Consider the following 23529-nt stretch of genomic DNA (forward strand, 5'->3'; position numbering starts at 1 on the left):
CGCCATCCAAACAGGGTCATCGAAAACAGGACATCGTTCGAAAACAGGACGAAACCGCCCGCATCCGTCCTGTTCTCGCCGAATCTCCTGTTTTCGGTGAGGGATGCCGGGGCCGCGGCGCGGCGCGGGTCAGGGGCGGGCGGCGCGGGCGGCGGGGCGCACACCGAGCCAGGCGATCGCGGCGGCCAGGGTCGCGGCGGCGGCCATCGTCACCGCCATCGTGAGCGCCGACGCGCCGCCCAGGGCGGCGAGGGGCGCGACGACCGGGCCGACGACGTACATCGAGGTGCCCAGCAGCGCCGAGGCCGTGCCGGCGCGGGCGCCGTGCCGCGACAGGGCGAGGGTCGAGCCGTTCGGTCCGCTCGTGCCGCCGAGGAACATGAACGCCACGAGCGCGACGATCACGCCGGCGACCCCGGCGCCGCCCAGGCACAACGTCAGCAGCAACGCCGTCGCGCAGAAGGTGGCGGTGACGCCGGTGAGGTATATCCGCAGCGGCCCGAGGCGCACGACGAGCACGCGGCTGAGCTGGCCGCCGCCGATGCTCGCCACCGCGTTCCCGGCGAACACGAGGCTGAACGCCTGCGGCGTCAGACCGAACTCGCCCTGCAGCACGAAGCTCGACATCGACAGGTAGGCGAAGAACGCGACGCCGCTGGCGGCCCCCGCCAGCAGCACGGTGACGAACAGGCGGTCGGTGACGACCTCGCGCACGTGGCCGCCGAGCTCGGCGACACCGCCGGCATGCCGGGCCTCGGGGCTCAGGGTCTCGGGCAGCGCGAACACGACGAGCGCCAGCAGGGCGACGCCGACGCCGCCGAGCACCCAGAAGATGCCGCGCCAGTCCATGAGGTACGCGAGCTGCCCGCCCAGCAGCGGCGCCACGATCGGCGCCAAGCCCGACACGAGCATCAGCAGCGACAGCATGCGCGAGAGCTCGACGCCCTGGAACAGATCCCGGGCGACCGCGAGGGCGATCACGATGCCGGCCGAACCGGCCATGCCCTGCAGGAACCGCGCGACCAGCAGCGCCTCGACCGTCGGTGCGAGCGCGCACGCCGCCGACAGCACGGCGAAGCCGGCGACCCCGATCATGAGCGGGCGGCGCCTGCCGAACCGGTCGCTGAGCGGGCCGGCGACGAGCTGTCCCAGCCCCAGCCCGATCATGCAGGCCGACATCGTCGCCTGCGCCAGGGTGTCGGACACCCCCAGCTCGGTGCCCAGCTGCGGCAGCAGCGGCAGGTACAGGTCCATCGACAGCGGACCGAACGCCTCGAGCAGCCCGAGCACGAGCATCGCCCGCAGCGCGGACATCCGCACCCCAGGCGTGGCCGTCACGACAGACCGAGGATGCGCCGCACCCAGCTGTCGCGGGCGGCGTTGGCCGCCTGCGACACGATCGCATCGGGTGAGAATCCGCTGAAGCCGTGGTACGCGCCGGCCCACACGTGCAGCTCGGCCGGCCCGCCGGTCGCCCAGATGCGGGTGGCGTAGGCGACGGCCTCGTCGCGGAAGGTCTCCGCCGCCCCGACCTCGATGTACGCCGGGGCGAGCCCGGAGAGGTCGGTCGCCCGCGCGGGCGCCGTGTAGGGCGAGACGCGGTTGGTGAAGCGGTCGGCGCCGGCGATGGCATCCCAGGCGGTGTCGTTGTTGTTGCGATCCCACGCGCCGATGCCGTCGTACTGCCGGGCCGACACCGTCTCGTTGCGGTCGTCGAGCATGGGGCAGTTCAGCAGCTGGCCGGCCAGGGGCGGCCCGGAGCGGTCGCGGCTCATCAGCGCGACCGCGGCCGACAGCCCGCCGCCCGCGCTCGCGCCCGACACGAGGATGCGGCCGGGATCGATGCCCAGCTCCTCCGCGTGCGCGACCATCCACTCCAGTGCGGCGTAGCAGTCCTCGGCCTGGGCGGGGCCGGGGTGCTCCGGCGCCAGCCGGTACTCCACGGCGACCCCGACGACGCCGTAGCGCTCGGCGAGGTCGATGACCTCGGGCGTGCCGAACAAGCGCGTGCCGAGCACCATGCCGCCGCCGTGGATCGACAGGACGGCGGGGGCGGGGACGGATGCCGCGGCATCCGGTCGCACGATCGTGATCTCGACGTCGGGGGCGCCGGCGGGGCCGGGGATCGTCCGGTCCTCCCACGTGACCGCCCGCCCCTCGGCCTGCGCCTGGATCGGCGGGATGATCGTCGCGAAGTGATCGCGGTTGGCGTGGATCGTGTCGGCGCGCAGCGGAATGATCTCGACGAGATCGAGGAAGGCCTGCAGGCCGGGCTCCAGCTCCGGGTCGTACGGCACCGGGGTGACGGTCATGGCATCCTCACAATCCGAGCCTACGGCGCAGCCACGAGCTGCGGCTGGCAAGAGCTGCGCGGGTGAGCTCGGTGTCGGGTGCGTACATGTCGAAGCCGTGGAACCCGCCGTCCCACACGTGCAGCTCGGCCTGGCCGCCGGTGGCCCAGATGCGGGCGGCGTAGTCGACGTCTTCGTCGCGGAACATCTCCGCGGAACCGACCTCGATGAACGCCGGCGGCAGTCCGGACAGATCCGTCGCCCGGGCCGGGGCGGCGTAGGCCGGGGCATCCATCGAGAAGGCGAGGTCGTCGCCCAGCACGCACGACCAGGCGAGCAGGTTCGCGTCGCGCTGCCACGTGCCGATGCCGTCGTACTGCAGGCTCGCGATCGTCGAGTTGGTGTTGTCGAGCATGGGGCACAGCAGCAGCTGACCGGCCATGCGCGGCCCCTGCCGGTCACGGGCCAGCAGGGCGACCGCGGCCGAGAACCCACCGCCGGCGCTGCCGCCCATGACGACGATGCGCTCGGGGTCGACGCCCAGTTCCGTCGCGTGCTGCGCGAGCCAGACGAATCCGGCGTAGCAGTCCTCGACGCCCGCCGGGTAGGGGTTCTCCGGCGCGAGCCGGTATTCCACGTTGACGCCGACGACGCCGAGCTCGTCGACGAGGTCGACTACGCGGGCCGACTCCCACGAACGATGGCCGACGATCATGCCGCCGCCGTGGATGTTGTAGACGGCGGGCAGCGCCTCGCCCGCGCGTCCGCGGGGGCGGTAGATCGTCACCTCGAGGTCGGGTGCGCCGGGCGGCCCCGGGATGACGCGGTCCTCTCCGTCGATCGCCCGGTCGCCGATGACGGTGTCATCGTCGGGGAAGAACGTGTCGGCGCCGACGCGGCTGGCCGCCAGGGTGTCGCGGGCGAGCGGCGGCTGGCCCATCGCGGCCAGCGCCGCCAGTGCCGGCTCCAGTTCGGGCGCGAACGGCACCGGCGGCAGCGCGGGACGGCCGAGTGCAGGCTGGGTCATGGTTCTCCCTTCGGATGGCCGGTCGCCCGGCGGCGCCAGGGATCGCGTATATTCAACGAATGTAGACTATCGGGGAGGATGTCGTGGACGCACCTGATTTTTCCGACGCCGGTGGCCTGCGCGGGGTCGACGGTGCCGACCCGCGCGGCTACGACGGGTTCGAGGGCGTCGTCGCGACGCGGTCGTCGCAGTCGACTCCCTGGTGGCCGCGTCCCCGGCGCGCTCCCGAGGGCGCCCCGAACATCGTCGTCGTGCTCGTCGACGACATGGGTTTCAGCGACGTCTCGCCGTTCGGCGGCGAGATCGACACCCCCGCCGTGCAGGCGCTCGCCGACACCGGGTACCGGTTCTCGAACTTCCACGCGACGCCGCTGTGCTCGCCGTCGCGCGCCGCGCTGCTGACCGGCGCCAACCCGCATCGCGCGGGATTCGGGATGGTGGCGCACGCCGACCCGGGCTATCCCGGGTACCGGATGCTGCTGCCGGACGACCTGCCGACGATGGCCGAGTCGCTGCGCGAGAACGGATACGCGACCTTCATGGTCGGCAAGTGGCACCTGACGCTCGAATCGCTCATGCACGACGGCGCCGACCGCTCCTCGTGGCCGCTGCAGCGCGGCTTCGACCACTACTTCGGCTCGATGGACGGCTTCACGACCCTGTATCACCCGCACCGGCTGGTGCGCGACAACACGGTCGTGACGGAGCAGCAGGGCGACGCCGACTACCTCACCGACCGCCTCACCGACGAGGCGATCACGATGATCGACGCGCTGCGCGCGAATGACGCCTCGCGCCCGTTCTTCCTCTACTTCGCGCACCAGGCCGTGCACGGCCCGGTGCAGGCCAAGCCCGCCGACATCGAGAAGTATCGCGGCGCGTACGATGCCGGCTGGGATCGCGCCCGGGCGGCGCGTTTCGCCCGGCAGCTCGACTCCGGGCTGTTCCCGCCGGCGACGCCGCTGTCGGCCTCGACCCCGGAGAACACCGGGGGAGTGCCCGCCTGGCACGACCTCGACGACGCCTCGAAGGCGCTGTTCGCCCGGCACATGGAGGTGTACGCGGCGGCCGTCGACGGCGTCGACCAGTCGCTGGCGCGCATCGTCGCCCGGCTGAAGGAGATCGGCGAGTACGAGAACACCGTCATCGTGTTCACGAGCGACAACGGCGGCACCGCCGAGGGCGGACCGAGCGGCACCCGCAGCTACTTCAGCCAGTTCCTGCAGGTGCCGGGCCTTCCCGCCGACTGGGTGCGAGATGTCGAACGGCCGCTCGACGAGCTCGGCGGCCCGCGCGTGCACGGGCATTACCCCGCCGGCTGGGCGCACGCCTCCAACACCCCCTTCCGCCTGTACAAGGGGTCGGTGTACGAGGGCGGCGTGCACACGCCGCTCGTCGTGTCGTGGCCGGCGGGGCTGCCGCGCGCCGCGGACGATGACGGCGTGCGCTCGGCGTTCGCCTACATCACCGACCTCGCGCCGACCCTGTTGGAGCTCGCCGGCGCCACCCGGCCCGCGACGCTGCGCGGGACGCCGTGCGCTCCCGCCGACGGCGTGAGCTTCACCGCGGTGCTGCAGGACCGAGATGCCGCGGCCGCGCGCGACGCGCAGTACCTGGCTCTCGTGGACCAGCGCGCGTTCTACGCGGGCCGCTTCAAAGCGGTCGCCCCCGCGCTCGGGGCGACGGACGACGACCTGTCCGACTGGCTGCTGTACGACCTGGAGGCCGACCCCGCGGAGACGCGGGACGTCGCCGCCGCGCATCCGGAGGTCGTCGCGGACCTCGCCGAACGCTGGCGACGCGCCGCCTGGCACAACACGGTCTATCCGCTCGGCGATGACTTCTCGCTGTTCGGGCGGCGGCCGGCGACCGACCTGGAGTACTCGCAGCCCGTCGTGATCCGTCCCGGCACCCCGACGCTCGAGCGCTGGCGATCGGCGCGGCTGATCGGCCTGCGCTCGTTCACGGTCGTCGCGTCGCTGGGCGGCGCGCTCGGGGAGGGCGTGCTCTTCTCGCACGGCGACCAGGGCGGCGGGTACGTGCTGTACGCGGAGGCGGGCCAGCTCGTGCTCGCCTACAACGCCTACGGCGCGATGCACCGGGCGGCGGCGACGATCGGCGCGGATGCCGTGCACTTGGTGACGACGCGGTTCGCCGCGCTCGACGACTATGCGTGGGCGGTGACGGTGGAGATCGACGGGAAGGTCGTGCTCGACCTGGGCACGGTGCCGATGCTGATCGGGATGGCGCCCTTCACGGGTGTCAGCGTCGGATTCGACGGGGCCGGGCCCGTGGACTGGGAGCTGCATGAGCGGCACGGCGTATTCCGCCACTCGGGGTCGCTGCAGTGGGTGCGCTACGAGCCCGGCGCCAAGGCGTCGTACAACCACGAGGTGATGGTGGCCGTCGACGAGATCAGCGCCCGGCTGCTCGACTAGCGCCCGGCCGGTAGGTCGTCGTCACCGAAAACAGGAGATCACGCCAAAACAGGACGTTTGCACGATCCAACGTCCTGTTTTGGCGTGATCTCCTGTTCTCGTGCGCGTGTCCGACGGCGCCGTCGGCGCCGGCGACGACCACACCGGGCTCCGGGCTCCGGGCACCGGGCTCCAGGCGCCGCGCGGCGGTCAGGGCCCTCGGGGTCGACGACGCCGCGGTCGGCCCAGAACGGCTCGACCAGCGTGCGCAGCTCCTCGGCGCCGACGCGGTCGACCACGTCGAGGGCGGCGAGGTTGCCGTGCAGCTGTTCCATGCTCGTCGCGCCGAACAGCGTGGTCGCCAGCGCCGGATGCGTGAGGGTGAACGCGATGCTCAGCTGCGCCGGCGTCACCCCGAGGCGCTCCGCGAGGGCCACGTATGCGGGCACCCCGGCGACGATCCGCTCGCGGATCTCGCCCGGGTCGCGGCCGATGCCGCGCTCGGGGGCGACCTTGCCGGCGAGGATGCCGCCTTCCATCACATCGGAGGCCTGCAGACTGAGACCCTCCGCCCACAGCGCCGCGAACGGCTCGCCGTCGGGGATGGCCCGACGCGCGACCGAGTACTTCAGCTGGGCGATCTGCGGGCCGTCGACGCCTTCGGCCGCGGCGATCTCCTTCAGGGCGCGGATGGAGCCCGCCGACCAGTTGTTGACCCCCCACGCGGCGATGAGTCCGGCGCGCGTGAGGCCCGCGAGGTCGAGCACGAGGTCGCGCAGCGCCACGGTCGAATCGCGCAGGTCGCCGAGGATCACGAGTTCGGCGCGCTCCTGGCCGACGCGGAACAGCGCGTTCTCCAGCTGGGGGCGGAAGCCCGCGTCGCCGAAGCCCTCGATCCAGAGCTTGCTCGACAGCATCCATTCGTCACGACGGATGCCGGCGGCCCGCACGATCGCCGAGAACAGCACGTCGGTGAACACCGGCGCGGCGCCGGGGAACGTGTACACGCCGACGTCGAAGAGGGTGACGCCCGCGTCGACGGCCGCGCGGATCATCGCGACGGCGTCGCCGAAGTCCATCCGGTCGTAGGTGTGCCACGAGCCCAGCGCGAACACGGAGGTGTACAGGGAGCTCTCGCCGATGCGGCGACGGGGGAGGGTCATGATGCGGCATCCAGTCGGGGGTCGATGACGGCCTTGACCTCGCCGAGGTGCGCCATCGACGCGATCTTCTCCGACGCTGCGGCCAGCCCCACCGGGGCGCTGAACAGGTCGTCCCACGGGTAGCGGTCGGCGAAGGCGGCGAAGAACTCGATCGAGCGGGCGTAGTCGGAGATGTCGCCGTTGAGCGAGCCGGTGACGGTGAGCTCCTTGCCCATGATCGCGCTCAGCGGGAACACGTCGCCGGCGAGGCCGGTCGAGCCGACGATCGTGAACGTGCCGCGCCGGGCGGCCATGCCGATCGCCTCGGGGCCGACGCTGGCGGCGCCGGCGAAGTCGAAGACGTGGTCGGCGCCGTGGCCGAAGGTCACTTCCATGACGCGTTCGACGACATCGCCGCCGGCGATGTCGACGACGGCATCCGCGCCGAAGCGCGTCGCCAGCTCGAGGCGCGAGGCCGGGGCGCCGATCGTGATGACCTGCGCCGCGCCGGAGATTTTCGCGACGGCCGTGGCGAACACGCCGAGCGCACCCGATCCCTGGATCGCGACGCGCGAACCGGTGCGGACGCCGCCGGCGCGGTCGAACGCCCGCAGCACCGTCTTGGCGGCGCAGCCGGCCATCGACGCCCACGTGTTCTTCACGTTGTCGGGCAGCTTCAGCTTCGCCGACCCGGGGGAGACGTAGGCGTAGTCGGCGAGGCCGCTCGTGACGAACGGCGGCACGTCGGTGCGCTGCAGGAAGCCGTAGCCGCGGCGGGAGCAGTGCACCGGCTGGCGCAGCACGACGCAGCCGAAGCACTCGCCGCACGTCGACTCCGACCAGCCGATGCGGTCGCCGACGCGGAGCTGTCCGCCGAGGGCGTCGTGCGTGCCCTCGCCGACGGCGACGATCTCGCCGACCATCTCGTGGCCGAGGATCATCGGCAGCATGCCCGGGAAGCTCATCTTGCCCTCCCAGATCTCGATGTCGGTCCCGCACAGCGTGGCGCAGGCGATGCGCACGATCGCGGCGCCCGGCGCCGGCGCGGGAAGCTCCAGCTCCTGCAGGTCGAGGGGCGCGCCGTGGGCGGTGAGCACGGCCGCGCGGGTGGTGGTGGGAGTCGCCATGACGGTCCTTTCAGACGAGCAGCTGGCCGCCGTCGACCGGGAGCGAGACCCCGGTGATGTCGGCGGCGTTCGGGGAGGAGAGGAAGACGGCGGCCGCGGCGACCTGCGCCGGGTCGGCGAACTGCCGGAGCGGAATGCGGGCGAGCCAGGCCTCGCGCATCGGCGAGCCCTCCGGCATCCCTTCGCGCATCAGCGGCGTGTCGACCGGGCCCGGTGCGACCGCGTTGACGCGGATGCCGGCGGTCGCCAGCTCGATCGCCGCCCATCGGGTGAGCGCGTCGATGGCGGCCTTGCTGGACTCGTAGGCGCCCATGCCGGAGGTGGGCTGGCGCCCGCCGATCGAGGAGATGTTGACGATGGCGCCGCGCGTTCCCGCGGCGATCATGTGCCGCGCGACGGCCTGCGTGACGGCGAAGGTGCCGAGGATGTTGACGCGGATCGTCGTCTCGAAGTCGGCGACCGGCAGGTCGACGACGGGGCCGTGCAGGTGCAGGATGCCGGCGTTGTTGACGAGCACGTCGATCGGCCCGTGCTGCGCGGCGACCTCTGCCACGGCGGCGGAGACGGCGTCGGCGTCGGTGATGTCGAGGCCGAGCGTGCCGACGCCGAGCTCGGCGCCGAGCGCGTCGAGGCGGTCGCTCGGCAGGTCGGTCAGCACGACGGTGTCGCCCGCCGAGAGGAAGGCGTCGGCGAGCGCGCGTCCGATGCCGCCGGCACCGCCGGTGATGAGGATCTGCCGGGAACGGGTGGCCATGCGTGCACCTCTCTGAGCCGGCGCTCTGTCGTGGCGCCTGAAGAGACGTTATTATACAAATGTAGAAAAACACAACCAGGAGGCAACGATGCCCGCATCACCCTTCCCCCGCCCGCTCGGACCGGGCGGCCCGCTCGTCCCGCCGTTGGCCCTGGGGTCGTGGAACACCTGGGACCGCATGAGCGAGGACGAGGCCGTGGCGATGATCCACGCCGCCGTCGCGGGGGATGCCGGGTTCTTCGACGTCGCCTACTACAACATGGGTCCGCACGCCGAGAACTCCAAGACCGACATCCTGTTCGGGCAGGCGCTGCGCGCCTCGGGCGTGGCCCGGGACGAGATCGTCCTGTGCGGCAAGCTGTGGCTGTGGGACTGGCCCGCTCAGGGCTTCCGCGCGCAGCTGGAGGAGAGCCTGGAGCGCGCCGGCCTCGACCGCTTCGACGCCGTCGTGGTGGGCGACTACCGGGACGCGCCCGACCTGGACCGCCTCGTCGCGGACGTGGGAGAGCTGATCGCCGACGGCCTGTTCGACGTCTGGGGCATCAACAACTGGGTCGTCGGCGACACGCACGCCGCCTTCGCCGCCGCGGAACGCGCGGGGGTCGCCGCCCCGACCTTCGCGCAGTTGAAGTACAGCATCGTGCGCCGGTCGATGGCCGAGGGCGAGCCGTACGGCGAACTGTTCCGCGCCGGCCGGCTGGCGCTGCAGGCCTCGGACGTCTTCGAGGGCGGCATCCTCGCGGGCAACCTTGTGCCGCAGCGCAAGATCGGCGCCGACGTCGGCGGCATCCGGGAACGGATCGTCGCCGCGGCCCCCGAGGTCGCGCGCGTCGCCGCCGAGCTCGACGCGACCCCCGCACAGCTCGCGCTGGCGTTCTGCCTGGCCTACCCGCCGACCGCCAACGTGCTGTTCGGCGCGTCGCGTCCCGCTCAGCTCGAGGGCAACCTGGCCGCGATGCGGCTGGCCGCCGAGCACGGCGACGCCGTGCGCGCGGCGGTCGCCGGGCTCTGGCTCGACCGCGAGGTCGCCGCCGACGGCACCTGGTGATCGTTACGGGCGTGTAACGATTTCTCTACGCGTGTGGAAAATAATCGGAAAAGGTCTTGACCTCTTTTTCCACATATGTAGACTAACCAGCACGGCACATCGGAGTGGCGTCGTCTCCGGCTCCCGTAGCGGAGGAAGCTTCTCCGACCTTCTTCACTACTCGCACCGAGAGAAGGAATTATGAAAAAGAAGACCCTTGCGGCAACCCTCGCGGCTCTCGCCGCCGTCGGGCTGCTCCTGTCCGGCTGCACCGGTGATAGCGGTACCGGCGATTCGACCGACGCTCCCGCCGAGGCGGTGACCGATCTGAAGATCGGCAACTTCCTCGACGTCACGTCGTGGGATCCGTCGCTGGCCGACATCGGCTTCGACGGCCCCTACCTGTCGGCCGTGTACGACGCGCTCATCGCGCTCGACAAGGACGGCAACCCCATCCCGTCGTTCGCCACCGACTGGACCGTCGCCGACGACGACCTCAGCATCACGCTCGACCTCAAGACCGGGGTCACGTTCAGCGACGGCAGCGATGTCGACGCCGACGCGGTCGTCAAGAGCCTCGAGTACCTCCAGCAGGGCGCCCGCTCCGGCGAGGCGTACACGCACGTGGCATCGTTCGAGAAGGTCGACGACGACTCGGTGAAGATCAACCTCACCGAGCGCGACGACACGATCCTGTACTTCATGGGCCTCGGCCGCAGCTACATCATGTCGCCCGCGGCCATCGACGCGGGCACGCTCGCGGCGGAGCCGGTCGGATCGGGCCCGTACACGCTCGACACCGCGACCTCCGTCGCCGGCGCCGAGTACCACTTCACGAAGGTGGCGGACTACTGGGATGCCGCGAGCTACCCGTTCACGTCGCTCGCGATCTTCCCGATCCTCGATGCGACGGCGCGTCACAACGCCATGCTCTCCGGTCAGATCAACGTCAACTACGGCGACGAGGCGAACCTCGACCAGGCCGAGGAGCAGGGGTGGAACGTCGCTCAGCGCGTGTCGGGCTGGGTCGGCCTGCAGTTCACCGACCACACCGGTGCGAAGCTCGAGGCTCTCGGCAAGGTCGAGGTGCGGCAGGCGCTCAACTACGCGTTCGACGGCGCGGGCGTGCTCGCGGCCGTGGGCGGCGGCGCGGGTGTCGCGACCAACCAGGTGTTCCCCGACGGCGGCGACGTCAACGACCCGTCGCTGAACGACACGTACGCGTACGACGTCGCCAAGGCGAAGGAGCTGCTGGCGTCGGCCGGCGAGTCCGACCTCGCCCTCACGATGCCGATGTCGCCGATCTTCGCGCAGTGGCAGCCCGCCGCCGAGCAGGCCTTCAAGGATGCCGGGATCACCGTCACGTGGGACGACATGCAGCAGCCGGACTACCAGCTGAACGCGGCCTCGTACCCGGTGTTCATCGCCTTCCTCGCCATGGACGGCAACGCGCTGGCCACGGTCGCCCGTCAGGTGACGAGCGTGCAGTGGTTCAACCCGGAGCCCGACTACACGAAGGTGCCCGAGGTGACGTCGATCGTCGACACGATCAACAGCACGCGCGGTGACGAGCAGCTCGCCGCCGTGAAGGACCTCAACAAGAAGCTCACGGAGCTCGCGTGGTGGTCGGTGTGGTACCAGGCCGACAACACGTACTACAGCGTCAAGGGCGTGCAGGTGCAGCCGGTGATCGGGATGATGTTCCCGACGCTGCGCTACATCACCCAGGGCTGACACGTTCGGGGGTGGGGCGCGGTTCGCGCTCCATCCCCGACTTTTCTGTGAAGGGAGCGAGTGACAATGCTGTTGTTCACCGCCAAGCGGCTGCTGAGCGGGGTCGTCCTGCTCGTGATCGTCTCGGTGGCCACGTTCTTCCTGGCGCACTTCGCGATCTCCGACCCGACGGCGGCGCTGCTGGGAACCACCGCGAGCCCCGCGCAGCAGGCGGCACTGGCCGAGAAGATCGGACTCGACCGTCCGCTTCTCGTGCAGTTCTGGGACTGGTTCTCGCACCTGATCGTCGGCGACTTCGGCGACTCGTGGCGCAACTTCCAGCCCGTCGGGCCGCAGTTGGCGACCAAGGTGCCCGTGACCCTCTCCGTCGTCGCCTTCGCCACCCTCATCACCGCCGTCGTCGGCACCGTGTTCGGGCTCGTCGCCGGCCTCAATCCTGGGAGCTGGTTCGACCGCATCACCAAGACGGCATCGATCGTCCTGTTCGCACTGCCCGGCTTCTGGGTGAGCCTCGTGCTCGTGATCTGGTTCGCGGTCCAGCTGAAGTGGTTCCCCGCGGTCGGCTACGTCCCCCCGACGCAGTCCGTCGGGGGATGGCTGCGCTCGATCACCCTGCCCGCGATCTCGCTGGCGCTCGGCGGCATCGTCGCGGTGGCCGAGCAGCTGCGCAACGCGGTGCTCTCCGTCAAGCGGCAGGACTACGTGCGCACGCTCCGCAGCCGCGGCCTCGCGCAGTGGCGCATCAGCACCCACATCCTGCGCAACTCGTCGCCGGCCGCGCTGACGGTCATCGCCCTCATGTTCGTCGGTCTGCTCTCCGGCGCGATCGTGGTCGAGGCCATCTTCGCCCTCCCCGGCATCGGCCAGCAGATGAACACGTCGTCGCAGAACGGCGACATCCCGATGCTCCTCGGCATCACCGTGATCTCCATCGTCTTCGTCGTGATCATCAACCTCCTCCTCGACCTCGTCCTCGGCTGGATCAACCCGAAGGCGCGCGTCTCATGAGCGCCACGACGCTGACGGGGGCGATCGATCCCGAGCGCACCGCCCGCTCCGGCCTGTTCGCCCGGTTCCTGCTGCGGCCCGCCGGTCTCATCCCGTTCGTGGTCTTCGTCCTCATCGTGCTCGTGGCGGTGTTCGCACCGCTGCTGGCCCCGCAGGATCCCAACTTCGTCAATCTGGCGATCACGAAGGCCCCGCCGAGCGCCGCGCACCTCCTCGGGGGCGACTCGTTCGGCCGCGACATCCTCAGCCGCCTCATCTACGGCACGACCACGACGCTGTGGGGCGCACTCATCACGATCGTCGCCGCGCTCGTGCTGGGCGTGCCGGCGGGCGTCGCCGCCGGCTACTTCGGCGGAGCGTTCGACCGCGTCGCGACCTGGGTCAGCGATGCGCTGCAGTCGATCCCCGGCATGATCATCCTCCTCGTCGTGGCGGCGGGCACGCGCTCCGACTTCACGCTGCTGATGATCACGGTCGGCGTGTTCCTGGCGCCCGGTTACTTCCGCATCGCGCGTTCGACGACGCTCGCGGTGCGCAGCGAGCCGTACATCGACGCCGCCCGGGTCTCGGGCCTCGGGAGCGCTCGCATCATCTCCACGCACATCGTGAAGACGGTCTACGCGCCGGTCATCATCCAGACCGCCCTCACCGCGGGAATCGCGATGGGCATGCAGGCGGGTCTCCAGTTTCTCGGCATCGGCGACTCGAACACCCCGAGCTGGGGCGCGATGATGAACGAGGGCTTCCGGCTGATGCTCTCCAATCCGCTCATCCTGCTGTGGCCGTCGATGGCGCTCGGCATCACGATCGCGGTGCTCGCGATCATGGGGTCGACGCTGGCCGAACTCGTGCGGGTGCGCACGCCCGAGGCGAAGAAAGACCGTGCACTGGCGCGCCGGGCGCGCCGCGGCGCGGCCGGCGTCGAGATCGTGACGCCCGAAGACGTCGAGCCGCATCCGCCGACCCTCGCCACCGGCACCCTGCGCCACATCGCCGAGAACTCCGCCGTGCGCGTGGACAACCTCAAGGTCGCGTACCGGACGCCGGCGGGCCTCGTCGAGGTCGTGCACGGCATCTCGCTCGACGTCGGCCCGGGCGAGGTCGTCGGCATCGTCGGGGAGTCGGGTTCGGGCAAGTCGCAGACGGTCTTCTCGATCCTCGACCTCCTGCCCGAGACCGGCGAGGCCTTCGCCGACGGCATCTGGGTGGGCGGCAAGGACGTCACGCGCCTGGACACGAAGCAGCGCCACGCGCTGCTCGGCCACGAGATCGGCTACATCCCGCAGGAGCCGATGTCGAACCTCGACCCCTCCTACACGATCGGCCACCAGCTGATCGAGCCGCTGCGCTTCGTGCACGGGAAGAGCCGGGCCGCGGCGAGGAAGACGGCGCGCGACGTGCTCGTGCGCGTCGGCATCGCCGACCCCGACCGGGTGCTGCGCAGCTACCCGCACGAGATCTCCGGCGGCATGGCGCAGCGCGTGCTGATCGCCGGCGCCATCTCCGGCAAGCCGTCGCTGCTCGTGGCCGACGAGCCGACGACCGCGCTGGATGTGACGGTGCAGGCCGAGGTGCTCGAGCTGCTGCGCGAGCTGCAGGAGGAGTACGGCATGGCGCTGCTGATCGTGACGCACAATTTCGGCGTCGTGGCCGACATCTGCGACCGCGTCGTCGTGATGCGGCACGGCACGATCCTGGAGACGGGCGACGTCGACGGGCTCTTCCGGCATCCGGAGCATCCCTATACGCGCGAACTCATCGACGCGTCCCTGGACACGGCCCTGGGTCGTGCCGAACTCGACGCCGCGTGGGGCGGATCGGGCGCGGAGGTGACGTCGTGACCGCGCCGCTGCTGCAGGTCGAGGATCTCGTCGTCGAGTACGGCGGCGGCCGCCGGGCCTTCCGCGCCCTGCACGGCGTCTCGCTGGAGATCGCCCCGGGCGAGTGCCTCGGGCTCGTCGGAGAGTCCGGCTCGGGCAAGTCGACGCTCGGCAAAGCCGTGCTGGGGCTCGCCCCCGTCGCATCCGGGACCATCCGCTTCGACGGCGAAGACATCACCCGCGCCCGCGGCGCTCGCCGCCGGGCACTCGCCGCCGACATCCAGGTGGTCTTCCAGGATCCGTACGGATCGCTCGATCCGGCGATGACGATCGGCGACATCCTGGCCGAGCCGCTGACCACCGCCGGGATCGGCCGCGGCGAGGCGCGGGCGCGGGTCGCGGAGATGCTCGACCGGGTGAAGCTGCCGGCCACGGCCGCGCAGCGCTACCCCAGCGAGTTCTCCGGCGGTCAGCGCCAGCGCATCGCGATCGCCCGGGCGCTCGTGCGCAAGCCCCGCCTGATCGTCTGCGACGAGCCGGTCAGCGCGCTCGACCTGACGACGCAGGCGACGATCATCGACCTGTTCATCGAGCTGCAGCGCGACACCGGCGTCTCGTACCTGTTCGTCTCACACGACCTCGGCGTCGTCCGCCGCATCTGCCACCGCGTCGCCGTGATGTACCGCGGCGAGCTCGTCGAGACCGGCGACGGCGAGCAGGTCACGCGATCGCCCGCGCACCCGTACTCCGAGCGCCTGCGGCTGGCCTCGCCGGTGGCCGACCCGGTGGCCCAGCGACGGCGGCGCCAGGAATGGCTGGCGATCCGGGAGGTGTCCGATGCGGGCGCCCCGGTACGGTAGCACGGTGACCGAGAACACGCTCGGTGAGGTGCAGCGCAGGGTGAGGGATACGGATGCCGAAGGTCATCGATCACGACGAGCGGCGACGCGAGATCGTCGAGGTCGCCAAGCAGATCATTCTCAAGGGCGGCTTCGAAGCGGCGACGATGCGTTCGATCGCGACCGAGGCGGGGTTCGCCAACGGGGCGCTGAAGCACTACTTCCCGGGCAAGGACTCGATCGTCGCGGCAACGTTCGAGTCGATCCTCGCCGAGATGGAGGCGGCGGCCTACGCGCCGGTCTCGGACGATGCGGGGGAGCGGCTGCGGCACTTCCTGCGGACCCCGCTGCCGCGCACCGAGGAGGAGATCGCGAGCGGCCGGGTCGTCCTGGCGCTGTGGGAGCATGCGATGTCCAACGACGAGCTCGCCGACCTGTACCGGGGGTTCCTGGACCGCTGGCGCATCGCGTTCGACCGGTATCTGACGGCGGCGAAGGATGCCGGGGCCATCGCGGTCGAGCCTCCCTACGACGTGCTGATCGACGAGTACACCTCGGTCGTGATCGGCGCCGCCGTCGTGAACCTCATGCATCCGGACGGATCGCGCGTGGCGGCCTACGACCGGTACCTCGACGGATTCCTCGCACGCCTGGGCTGAGCACGACGTGCGCGGTCCGTACCCGAAAGGACGACCTCGCATGACCGACTCGCTGATCCTCTCGGCGCAGCACACGCCCGCCCGGAAGACGCCCTCCGGGCCGCCGGTCGTGCTGATCCACGGTTTCGCCTCGCGCGGAGCGGCAGACTGGCCGGCCGAGCAGTGGGCGCAGCCCCTGTCGGCGGCGGGCCGCGACGTCGTCGTGATCGATCTGCCCGGCCACGGCGACAGCCCGGCCCCCGGTGCCGCCCTGCCGACCGGCGCCGTGCTCGCGGCCCTCGCGGATGCCGTGCGCGCGGCCGTCGGCGACGCCGAGATCGACCTCGTGGGCTACTCGCTCGGGGCGCGGCTCGCGTGGGATCTCGCGGGAACCTCGGCCGTGCCGGTGCGCCGCCTCGTGCTGGGCGGCATCAGCCCGGTCGAACCGTTCGGCGCCGTCGACGTCGCGGCGGCGCGTGCGGCCGCGGACGGGGGACCGGCGCCCGCCGACCCCCTGACCGGCATGATCCTCGCGATGGCCCGGCAGTCCGGCGACCCGCGGGCGCTGCTCGACGTCGTCGCGGGGCTCGGCGCCGAGCCGTTCGATCCGGCCGTGTCGCCGCCGCGCGTGCCCACGCTGCTGCTCGCCGGCGCCGACGACCAGATGATGCAGGGCATCGATGCGCTCGCCGCCGCGATCCCCGGCGCTCGGCTGGAGCACGTGCCGGGCGATCACTTCGGCGCCCTCCGCAGCCCCGAGCTGCGCGAGGCGGTGCGCGAGTTCCTCGCGGAGTAGGCGCCGACGTGCCGTCTCTGCCGGCATCCATCGATTTTTTCCACGACACCACCGAGAGAAAGGCACCTCATGTCCACGACTCCCGATGCCGGGCGGATCCTCGAGATCGCGACCGGCTACATGGCCGCCAAGCAGCTGTTCGAAGCCAGCCGCATCGGACTGTTCGCCGCGCTCGAGGGCGGCCCGCAGACCGCCGACGGCATCGCCGCCGCGACCGGCGTGAGTGCCCGCATGGCGCGGATCCTCGCCGACGCGATGGCCGCGAAGGGTCTGCTGACCCGCACGGACGGCGCGTACGCGCTCGCCCCGGATGCCGCGGCGTACCTCACCGGGGACGCCGCCGTCATCGACCTCGCGCCGTTCCTCACGTTCCTGAGCGAGATCAGCTACCCGCACTGGCTGCAGTTCGGGCACACCGTGGACACGACCGAGCCGGGCGACCTGCAGATGGACGACGCTCGCTGGGCGACCTTCATGGCCGGCGTCATGACCTACAACCGGTTGCACGGGCAGGAGTTCGGCCGCCACATCGACCTGACGGGCGCCACGAACGCGCTCGACTTCGGCGGTCTGTCGGCGGCGTTTGCGATCGCGGCGATGCAGGCCACCCCCGGCCTGCGCACGACGTTCGTCTACGCGCCCGGCTTCGAGGACGGTCTGGTCGACGCCGTGGCCGCGGCGGGGCTCACCGACCGCACGTCGATCGAGCTCGCCGACACCGCGACGGCGGAGCCCGCCGGCGCGTACGACGCCGTGTTCGCGAACCACGTCATCCACCGCTTCTCGGCCGACGAGAACCGGCAGATCTTCCGGCGCCTGCGGGCGGCCGCCGTGCCCGGTGCGACGCTCACCGTGCTGGACTTCTTCCTCGACGACGACGCCGAGCAGCGCGCGCTGGATGCCGTGCACGCCGGCGAGTACCTCGTGATCGACGGCACCGTCGTCTACCCCGAGGCCGAGGTGCGCTCGTGGCTCGCCGAGGCCGGCTGGGACGTCCGCGACAAGGTGGCGCTGCCCGGCAGCCCGCGCGTGCTCGTCGCGACCGCCGTCTGACGACGTCGCTGGGGGTGGATGCCGCGGGTATGCGGCATCCACCCCTTTCGCGCTGCCCGGGCAGCATCTCGCGGCATCCACTTGCCTGGCAGTGGTTGTGGGTTGACGGGTCGCGAGGCCGCAACGAGTGTCAGGTTTTGGCGGGCGGAGTCCTGCGGCGTCCATTGACCTGGCAGTAGTCGTGCCTTCGCGCGCGGTGAGGTCGCAACGAGTGCCAGGTTTTGGCGGGCGGGGTCCTGCGGCGTCCATTGACCTGGCAGTAGTCGTGCCTTCGCGCGCGGTGAGGCCGCAACGAGTGTCAGGTCTTCGCCGACGGCGACGAGATCCCCGCGCGTCAGGCGGCGTCGACGTCGGGGGTGACGCCGCGCTCGAAGACGGCCCGGCCGGCGACGATCGTGTGGTCGACCGTCAGCTCCGACACCACGGTGCCCGCGCGCAGCGGGTCGCCGGACAGCACACACACGTCGCCGGCCTGACCGCGCGTGAGGGCGCCCTTCCAGTCCGCCGCGCCGTCCTGGCGCGCGGCGTCGACCGTGAGCCGGCGCAGCAGCGCCGCCCGCAGCGCCTCGTCGTCGGCGGTGCCGGCATCGCCGAGCAGGCGCACGGAGGCGTCGATGCTCGCACGCCAGTCCGGCGTCGCGATCGGGGCGTCGCTCGTGATCGTCGTCAGCACGCCGGATTCCAGCATCGCACCGAGCGGCCAGGCGCGGCTCGCGCGCTCCGCGCCGAGCTGGGCGCTGGCCCACGCGTGCGTGAAGGCGGCGATGAGCGGCTGCACGGCCGCCCCGACGCCCAGGCGCGCCATGCGCGCGAGCAGGTCGTCGAAGGCGAGGTCGGCGTGCACGACGTAGTGCGGATGCCGGGGTGTCGCGGCATTCTCCTGCGCGGCATCCTCCAGGACGCTCAGGAACGCGTCGATGGAGGCGTCGCCCGTGGCGTGGACGGCGATCTGCAGGTCGCGCTCGTGCGCGAGACGCACCATCTGCGTGAACGCGTCGAGCGGCGCGTCGCCGCCGCGCGTGAGCAGCTCGCCGACACCGCCGTCGACGTAGGGCTCGCGCACCCACGCCGTGCGCATGGGCGGGATGCCGTCGGCGAAGATCTTGACGCCCGGGATCGCGAGCCAGCGCGGGTCGGTCGCGGGGACCGGGAGCTCCAGCCCGCGCCGGAACGCGTCGAGGTCGCTCTCGCCGTCGATCGTGCCGAACAGCCGCAGGAGCGTCACGCGCGCGGTCTGCGCGCCCTCGCGATGCAGCTGAAGGTACGCGTCGAGCATGCCGGTGCCGAAGCATCCGGTCGGTCCGTCGTCCTCGCCCGGACCGATGCCGGGCTCGGTGTAGCTCGTGATGCCGAACGACGCCAACAGCCGCCACGCGCGCTGCAGCGCGGCGCGGCGCTCGGCTGCGGTCGTCACGAGCGCGCCGTCGTGGTCGTGCGAGGCCTCGTGGTCGCCGAAGAACAGCGAGGGCCAGCGCGCGCCCAGCCAGGCGGCGTGCAGGTGCGCGTCGTTGATGCCCGGGATCGCGGTGCGGCCGTCGAGGTCGATGACCCGCGACGCGCCGGCCGCGAGGGCTTCGGCTTCGGCGTCGTGCGCGACGACGACGCCGCCCCGGATCGCGAGTGCGCGCGCCGTGGTCCCGGAATCGTCGAACAGGCGGATCGCCCCGCCGATCAGGACCACATCGTCGCTCACAACAGCCGCTCCTTCGTTATTCCACTATTGTAGACGAAAGAAGGAGCGGATGGGACATTTGTCTCGGTCGAACCAGGACGCCGCCCGCCGCCGCATCCTCGTCCGCCGCGGCATCCTCGCCCTTCGCCGCACCCGTCGCCCGCTACCGCACCCGTCGCCCGCTGCCGCACCCTCACCCCCTGCCGCATCCCCACCCGCCGCGGCATCCTCACCCGCCGCCGCACCCCTCACCCGCCGAGTTTCGGACGCTTCGAGCGTCCGAAACTCGCTCCCGGACTGTTTCGGACGCTTGAAGCGTCCGAAACTCGTGTGGCGTCGTGCCGTGGCTGGCGATTCGGGGGCGGTGCCTGCGACTCGGGGCGTCGGACGCCGGCGCGCGGCGCGTCGTCGAGAACACCCGGCCGCGCGGGCGTGGCATCGCTGACCCCGCGTCAGGCGAAGAGGGGGGCGCCGACGTAGGAGCCGGCGCGGGCGCCGGGGGGAATCGCCCAGATGCCCGAGCCGATGTGCTGGGTGTACTCGTTCATGAGGTCGGTCGACAGCGTGCGCTGCAGCGCGACGAACTGGTCGGGCGTGCGCTGGTACGACAGGAAGAACAGGCCGGCATCCAGTTGGCCCAGGTCGGTGTTGCCGTCGACGTAGTTGTAGCCGCGACGCAGGATGCGGTTGCCGTCGTTGAACTCGGGATGCGCGAGCCGCACGTGGCTGCGCACGTCGATGTCGGGGGAGCCCGCGGCATCCGTCGCCTCGAAATCGGGGGTGGTCTGCTCGACTCCGCCCGACAGGGGAGCGCCGTGCGCCTTGTCGCGGCCGACGATGCGCTCCTGCTCGCTCAGGCGCACGCGGTCCCACGTCTCGATGCGCATCGCGATCTTGCGGGCGACGAGGTACGAGCCGCCGGCCAGCCACGCCGGCTCGTCGGAGTCTGCCACCCAGACGTGCGCGTCGAGTGCGGCGGTGTCGTCGGCGAGGATGTTGGCGGTGCCGTCCTTGAATCCGAAGAGGTTCCGCGGCGTCGCCTGGCCGGTCGTGGTCTTCGACGTGCGCCCGAACCCGAGCTGCGACCAGCGCAGCCGCGCCCGCCCGAAGGCGATGCGGCTGAGGTTGCGGATCGCGTGCACCGCGACCTGCGGGTCGTCGGCGCAGGCCTGGATGCACAGGTCGCCGTCGGACATGCCGGGCAGGAGATCGTCGCCGAGGAACGACGGCAGGCGCTCCAGCGTGGTGGGCCGCTGTGCCGCCAGGCCGTAGCGGTCGGTGCCGTCGCTCGCCACGAACAGGGTCGGCCCGAACCCGAAGGTGATCGTCAGTGCGCTGGCCGGCAGCCCGAGGGCCTCGCCGGTGTCGTCGGGCGGCGCCTCGGGGTCGCCGCCGACGGCGCCGGTTGCGCTGACGTCGAGGCCCTGCGTCATGCGCGACGCGGCGTACGACCAGTCCTGCAGCAGCTCGACGAGGTCGTCGCGCGAGGTGCGCGCCATCATGTCGAACGACGCGAAGTGCAGGTGATCTTGCACCGGAGTCGTGATGCCCGCCTGGTGCGCCCCGAAGAACTCGTGGACGGATGCCGCCCCCTCCGAGGCCCGGGCGCGCCCCACCGCGACGCCCGCGGCGGCCCCCGCCCCGGCGCCGAGGGCGAGGCCCGCGGCGCCGACGCCCGCCGCGAGTCCCAGCAGGCCCCGCCGGCTCAGCCCCGTGCCGGAGCCCCCCGGCATCCCGTCACCGAGAACAGGAGATTCACCCGAAACAGGACGATCCGCGGCAGATCGTCCTGTTTTCGCCGAATCTCCTGTGTTCGAGACGGATGCCGGTGTGCTCACGACGGATGCCGGTGACGCCTCCGCGGGGGAGGGGCCACCGGCATCCGGGGTCGGGCTGGTGTCCGTGGTCACTCCAGGATCGTCGAGGTCAGCTTCGACAGCGGCTCGGCGAGCGCGTTGATGAGGTCGGTGAGCTGACGCTTGTCGTCTTCGGTGAGTTCACGATAGTTGACGAAACCGGCATCCAGGGAACCGTAGGCGGCCAGCGCCGCCTCGAGGTCGGCGTAGCCGGTGTCGATCTGGTCGGCGAGCTTCTTGCCCTCGTCGCCCTGCGCGACGGCGAAGTCCTTCACGAGCGAGAACGCCATCTTCGAGCCCTCGACGTTGGCGGCGAAGTCCCAGAGGTCGGTGCCGCTCCACCAGTCCTCCTCGCCGGAGATCTTGCCGGTCGCGACCTCGTCGAGCAGGCCGATCGCGCCGTTGGAGATGCCGCCGATGCCCTGCGCGTCGAGGGCCTCGAGGAAGTCGTCGGAGTGCACGTAGGTGTTGAGCTCGGCGACGTCGGCCACGAGCTGGTCGCCGAACGCGGCGCGCTCCTCGGTCGTCGACGGCTGCCAGTCCTGCCACGCCGGGGTCTCGTCGTCGGCGTTCAGCGCGTCTTGCGCCGGCACCCACAGATCCTTCTCGATGCGGTGGAAGCCGGTCCAGTCGAGCCCCTCGGCGACGGCGTCGACCTCGCGGTAGTCGATGCGCGGGTCGAGGTCGCCGAGCGACTCGGCGACCGGCTCGATGCGCTCGTAGAACGCGCGGGTGGTCGGGAAGAGGTCGCGCGCGGTCTCGTCGTCGCCCGATTCGTACGCGGCGACGAGTTCGTCGACGGCCGGGACGAGCTGCTCGACCTGGTCTTTGACGAACGCGGCGTACAGCGCGACGGCCTGCTGCTTCTGCTCGGCGTCGTCACCGGTGGCCTGCACGGCCTCGCCGGTCACCGAGAACCCGGTGCGGCCGACGCCCTCGCCGACCATGCCCGGCTTGCACAGCGTGAAGTAGTCGCCCGGCTGGGCGACGACGGTGAGGGTGCGCGAGGCGCCGGGGGCGATGTTCTCCACCTCGCCGACGATGCGCAGGCCGTCGTCGGCGAGCAGGTAGAACTCGCTGATCTGCGAGCTCTCGTTGGCGACCTCGAAGGTCAGGGTGCCGCTGGTGGCGGTCGCCGCCGACACGTCGCACGACGAATCGGTCGAGGTGACCGTCAAAGCGTCGGCGGCCGCGACGTCGGTCTTCGCGACGCAGCCGGCGAGGATCAGCGCCGTGGCGCCGAGCGCCGCGGCGGCGGCCAGGGGACGGGTGCGGGTCATGATGCTCCTTGGATGTCAGGGGACGATGGTGCAGGCACAGCGGGGACGGATGCCGCGGCATCCGCGGCGGGAACGGAAGCGGGGCGCGCGGCGATCGTGCGGGGCCGGCGGAGCAGCCCGCGCACGAAGAACGTGCCGACGACCGCGAGGTACAGCGCCCAGGCGATCACCTGCAGCCACGACATCTGCGGCATGAAGCCGACGACGGCCTGCAGGACGGCGTGCAGCGGTCCGCCCGGCTGGAACTGCGCGCTCACGTCGAACGCCCAGCCGAAGGGGAACCCGACCCAGCCGACGCCGACGGCGCCGGTGGCGGGATCGATCGTCGCGGCGGCGGAGAACGGGCCGGGCAGGACGCCCGCCTCCTGGAGGTCGTGGATCGAGTAGGCGAGTACGCCGGCGGCGACGATCACGAGGAAGCCGCCGGTCCAGGCGAAGAAGCGGCGCAGATCGAGGCGGACCATGCCGCGGGCCAGCAGCCAGCCGATCACGACGGCCGCGGCGATGCCGAGGAGTGCGCCCAGCAGCGTCGCGGGCTTGTCGCCGAAGGTCTGCACCATCGACCACAGCAGCAGGGTCGTCTCCACGCCCTCGCGCGCGACGGAGACGAACCCGATGGCGACGATGCCCCAGAGGCCTCCGGCGGTGAGCGCCTTGTCGACCTCGCCCTCGAGCGAGCGCTTCATGTCGCGGGCGGTGCGCTGCATCCAGAAGATCATCCAGGTGACCATCGCGACGGCCAGCAGCGACAGCAGCCCGCCGAGCAGTTCCTGCGCCTGGAACGTCAGCGCGTACGCGCCGAACGTCAGGATCGCCCCGATCACGACCGCGAGCGTGACCGCCAGCCCCACGCCGATCCACAGCCGCGGGAGCACGTCGCGCCGGCCCACCCGCTTGAGATACGCCACGAGGATGCCGACGACCAGCGCCGCTTCGAGGCCTTCGCGAAGGCCGATGAGGAAGGTCGCGAGCACGGTGTCTTTCGGATGGGAGGCCCGAGGGAGCTCCGCCCCCGGTCGCTGCGTGAGGGAGCGCGGCCATCGCGTCG

The 23529-nt window shown here is 71.5% G+C and carries 19 protein-coding genes; 9 read left to right on the plus strand and 10 right to left on the minus strand.

The annotated features are described in order from the left end of the window. Positions 1-129: 129 nt before the first annotated feature. From QM720_RS08045 to QM720_RS08055, 3 genes are read right to left on the minus strand one after another with little or no spacing between them, the layout of a single operon-like run. Positions 130-1338 carry a multidrug effflux MFS transporter gene (locus tag QM720_RS08045; RefSeq protein WP_415125594.1) on the minus strand — a complete coding sequence of 403 codons (1209 nt, stop codon included), beginning with the start codon at positions 1336-1338 and terminating at the stop codon, positions 130-132. After that, on the minus strand, positions 1335-2312 hold the full coding sequence (locus tag QM720_RS08050) for an alpha/beta hydrolase (protein ID WP_415125595.1): 978 nt from the start codon (positions 2310-2312) through the stop codon (positions 1335-1337). Before QM720_RS08050 ends, QM720_RS08045 begins: the two co-directional genes overlap by 4 nt. A gap of 7 nt (positions 2313-2319) precedes the next feature. Then, positions 2320-3318, minus strand: a complete 999-nt coding sequence (locus tag QM720_RS08055) for an alpha/beta hydrolase (RefSeq protein WP_415125596.1) — start codon at positions 3316-3318, stop codon at positions 2320-2322. Between the two features lie 83 nt (positions 3319-3401). Here QM720_RS08055 and QM720_RS08060 point away from each other — a divergent pair, with 83 nt between their 5' ends. Then, positions 3402-5756, plus strand: a complete 2355-nt coding sequence (locus tag QM720_RS08060; protein WP_415125597.1) for a sulfatase-like hydrolase/transferase — start codon at positions 3402-3404, stop codon at positions 5754-5756. Between the two features lie 38 nt (positions 5757-5794). Here the strand turns inward: QM720_RS08060 and QM720_RS08065 are convergent, their stop codons facing one another. From QM720_RS08065 to QM720_RS08075, 3 genes are read right to left on the minus strand one after another with little or no spacing between them, the layout of a single operon-like run. Beyond that, positions 5795-6898 (minus strand): aldo/keto reductase, encoded by a 1104-nt coding sequence (locus QM720_RS08065; RefSeq protein WP_415125598.1) that lies wholly within the window; start codon positions 6896-6898, stop codon positions 5795-5797. Further along, positions 6895-8004 (minus strand): zinc-binding dehydrogenase, encoded by a 1110-nt coding sequence (locus QM720_RS08070; RefSeq protein WP_415125599.1) that lies wholly within the window; start codon positions 8002-8004, stop codon positions 6895-6897. Before QM720_RS08070 ends, QM720_RS08065 begins: the two co-directional genes overlap by 4 nt. Before the next feature lie 10 nt (positions 8005-8014). Continuing rightward, positions 8015-8758: an SDR family NAD(P)-dependent oxidoreductase gene (locus QM720_RS08075; protein ID WP_415125600.1), complete on the minus strand. Its 744-nt coding sequence runs from the start codon at positions 8756-8758 to the stop codon at positions 8015-8017. Between the two features lie 88 nt (positions 8759-8846). On the opposite strand from QM720_RS08075, the gene QM720_RS08080 reads away from it, so the two are divergent. From QM720_RS08080 to QM720_RS08115, 8 genes are all read left to right on the plus strand, one after another. Continuing rightward, the gene (locus QM720_RS08080) at positions 8847-9806 is read left to right on the plus strand and encodes an aldo/keto reductase (protein WP_415125601.1); all 960 of its coding nucleotides are present in this window, start codon (positions 8847-8849) and stop codon (positions 9804-9806) included. 180 nt (positions 9807-9986) lie between these two features. Beyond that, positions 9987-11519, plus strand: coding sequence for an ABC transporter substrate-binding protein (locus QM720_RS08085; protein ID WP_415125602.1), 1533 nt, complete (start codon positions 9987-9989; stop codon positions 11517-11519). Between the two features lie 66 nt (positions 11520-11585). Continuing rightward, positions 11586-12527 (plus strand): ABC transporter permease, encoded by a 942-nt coding sequence (locus QM720_RS08090; protein ID WP_415125603.1) that lies wholly within the window; start codon positions 11586-11588, stop codon positions 12525-12527. Then, positions 12524-14368: a dipeptide/oligopeptide/nickel ABC transporter permease/ATP-binding protein gene (locus QM720_RS08095; RefSeq protein WP_415125604.1), complete on the plus strand. Its 1845-nt coding sequence runs from the start codon at positions 12524-12526 to the stop codon at positions 14366-14368. Before QM720_RS08090 ends, QM720_RS08095 begins: the two co-directional genes overlap by 4 nt. Next, positions 14365-15207, plus strand: coding sequence for an ATP-binding cassette domain-containing protein (locus QM720_RS08100; protein ID WP_415125605.1), 843 nt, complete (start codon positions 14365-14367; stop codon positions 15205-15207). The genes QM720_RS08095 and QM720_RS08100 overlap by 4 nt, the downstream gene beginning before the upstream one ends. A gap of 53 nt (positions 15208-15260) precedes the next feature. Beyond that, positions 15261-15845 (plus strand): TetR/AcrR family transcriptional regulator, encoded by a 585-nt coding sequence (locus QM720_RS08105; protein WP_415125606.1) that lies wholly within the window; start codon positions 15261-15263, stop codon positions 15843-15845. Between the two features lie 40 nt (positions 15846-15885). Continuing rightward, a complete protein-coding gene (locus QM720_RS08110; RefSeq protein ID WP_415125607.1) occupies positions 15886-16620 on the plus strand; it encodes an alpha/beta fold hydrolase in 735 nt (244 codons plus the stop codon). 69 nt (positions 16621-16689) lie between these two features. Beyond that, the gene (locus QM720_RS08115; RefSeq protein WP_415125608.1) at positions 16690-17673 is read left to right on the plus strand and encodes a methyltransferase dimerization domain-containing protein; all 984 of its coding nucleotides are present in this window, start codon (positions 16690-16692) and stop codon (positions 17671-17673) included. Positions 17674-18007: 334 nt separating this feature from the next. On the opposite strand, the gene QM720_RS08120 is transcribed toward QM720_RS08115, so the two are convergent. From QM720_RS08120 to efeU, 4 genes are all read right to left on the minus strand, one after another. Continuing rightward, entirely contained in the window at positions 18008-19366 is a 1359-nt protein-coding gene (locus tag QM720_RS08120; protein WP_415125609.1) for an amidohydrolase family protein, read from the minus strand. A gap of 431 nt (positions 19367-19797) precedes the next feature. After that, positions 19798-21078: an iron uptake transporter deferrochelatase/peroxidase subunit gene (gene efeB / locus QM720_RS08125; RefSeq protein ID WP_415125610.1), complete on the minus strand. Its 1281-nt coding sequence runs from the start codon at positions 21076-21078 to the stop codon at positions 19798-19800. Between the two features lie 173 nt (positions 21079-21251). Beyond that, the gene (efeO, locus tag QM720_RS08130) at positions 21252-22481 is read right to left on the minus strand and encodes an iron uptake system protein EfeO (protein WP_415125611.1); all 1230 of its coding nucleotides are present in this window, start codon (positions 22479-22481) and stop codon (positions 21252-21254) included. Continuing rightward, entirely contained in the window at positions 22478-23455 is a 978-nt protein-coding gene (gene efeU, locus QM720_RS08135; RefSeq protein WP_415125612.1) for an iron uptake transporter permease EfeU, read from the minus strand. The genes efeO and efeU overlap by 4 nt, the downstream gene beginning before the upstream one ends. Between the last annotated feature and the right edge of the window lie 74 nt (positions 23456-23529).

It is taken from the genome of Microbacterium sp., assembly GCF_047602155.1.
In the GTDB taxonomy this organism is placed as follows: domain Bacteria; phylum Actinomycetota; class Actinomycetes; order Actinomycetales; family Microbacteriaceae; genus Microbacterium.